A 1,705-nucleotide genomic window follows, 5' to 3' on the forward strand; every position below is an offset into this window, starting at 1 on the left:
TTAGCTCTCTAATATTTCCAGGCCATTCATAGCTAAAAAGCCTATCTTTTGCCTCCTCTGTTAAAATAAAATCAAAATTTAAAACTCTTTTAAAATATCTGATTAAAAAGTCTAAATCTTCAATTCTTTTTCTTAAAGGTAAAATATTTATTGGCAAAGTATTTAAACGATAATACAGGTCATTTCTAAACTTTTTTTCCTTAACCAATGCCAAAATATCCTCATTTGTTGCTGCTATAATTCTTACATCTATGGGAATTAAACTATCTCCTCCAACTTTTATAATCTCTTTCTCCTGTAAAACCCTCAATAGTTTCAGTTGCAAATTTTGACTCATCCCCTCTATTTCATCTAAAAATATAGTCCCATTATTTGCAATTTCAAATAGACCTATTTTTCCACCTTTTTTAGCTCCTGTAAAAGCTCCCTCTTCATATCCAAAGAGTTCTGATTCCAATATATTTTCATTTAACGCAGCACAATTTATAGCAACAAAGGGAAAATCTTTTCTATTTGAGGAGTTATGTATAGAGTGAGCAAATAGTTCTTTTCCTGTTCCACTCTCCCCTGTAATTAAGATTGAGGAGTTTGTCTTGGACATTTTTTTTGCTATCTCTTTCGTTTTTAATAACAAAGTATCCTGAGTTATAATATCATCAAAAGTATATCGTGCCTTATGCCCCTTTTTTAAAATCTCACTATTTAATTTATTACTATTTTTCTCTATATTTTTACTAATTAGTGCATACACATATACAAGATCATCTTTTTTTAAAATTGGTATAAATGATAGTTTGATTGTTTCATCCTTATCATTGATAAAATTAATTTCATAAAAATTTTTACTCTCTTTACATGAAGTGAACCCTTTTTTTAAAATTTCATTTTGAACATTCCTAAATAAAATTAAATTTCTTTTCTCTTTTAATAGGCTTAGAGCATAGTTATTGCAACTATCAACCTTTCCATTTTTTTCAAATCCTATAATCCCAAACTCAGTTGCTTTTGCAATTGAGATTAACTGCTGTCTTAAAATACTATTTTTTTCAATTAGATTTTCCATACCAACACTATTTCCTGAAATCTCATCAAAATAGTCAGTAAATCTTTTTGTATCAAGTAGATATTCACATCCAATTATTGTGGCAATCTCTAAAAGAGTGCTACTATCCAACACTCTATTTTCTATATCTAAAATATCTGTTATATGACTTGGAGCGTACCTAACTTCCCCTGGAGTTATCGCTAAATTTATATTGGAATACTCCTCAACACATCCAGGATAATAGGGATAAAAATGGATATTATTCACACCCTTTTGATATAGCAATGTTATGGTTTCTGCCGCCATTTTAGCCGACGAGTTTACCAATAAAGCTTTTGTATCCACTGGAAACTCTTTCAATCTATTAATAGTTGAATTTTTAAAAGTGACGTTCCCTATTATTGTTGTTTTATTGATAGGAATATATCTTTGTATATCCTCATTACAATCAAAGGAAACTGTTGTAATCAAATATATATCTTCATTTTTAGGTGAAAAAACATCCCCTTCCTCTATAGAATATGCATTTATTATAAGAGCGTCTCCAAAAAAATATTTCAATTGTTCTTTATAAAATAAAGATACATTTTTTCCTGCTGCAACGATAGCTAATTTTAAAGAAATTTTAAATCACCTCTTTTCTATGTATCTATATAATAT

At 28.6% G+C, this 1,705-nt stretch carries 1 protein-coding gene; it reads right to left on the reverse strand.

Going from position 1 to position 1,705, the window contains the following annotated elements; all coding sequences use genetic code 11:
• A partial coding sequence (locus ACMOUI_RS04405; protein ID WP_418964522.1) for a sigma-54 interaction domain-containing protein occupies nt 1-1,606 on the reverse strand: 1,606 nt, incomplete at its 3' end.
• Nucleotides 1,607-1,705: the final 99 nt, after the last annotated feature.

Origin of the sequence: Cetobacterium sp., from assembly GCF_048470075.1 — a bacterium.
GTDB lineage: Bacteria > Fusobacteriota > Fusobacteriia > Fusobacteriales > Fusobacteriaceae > Cetobacterium_A.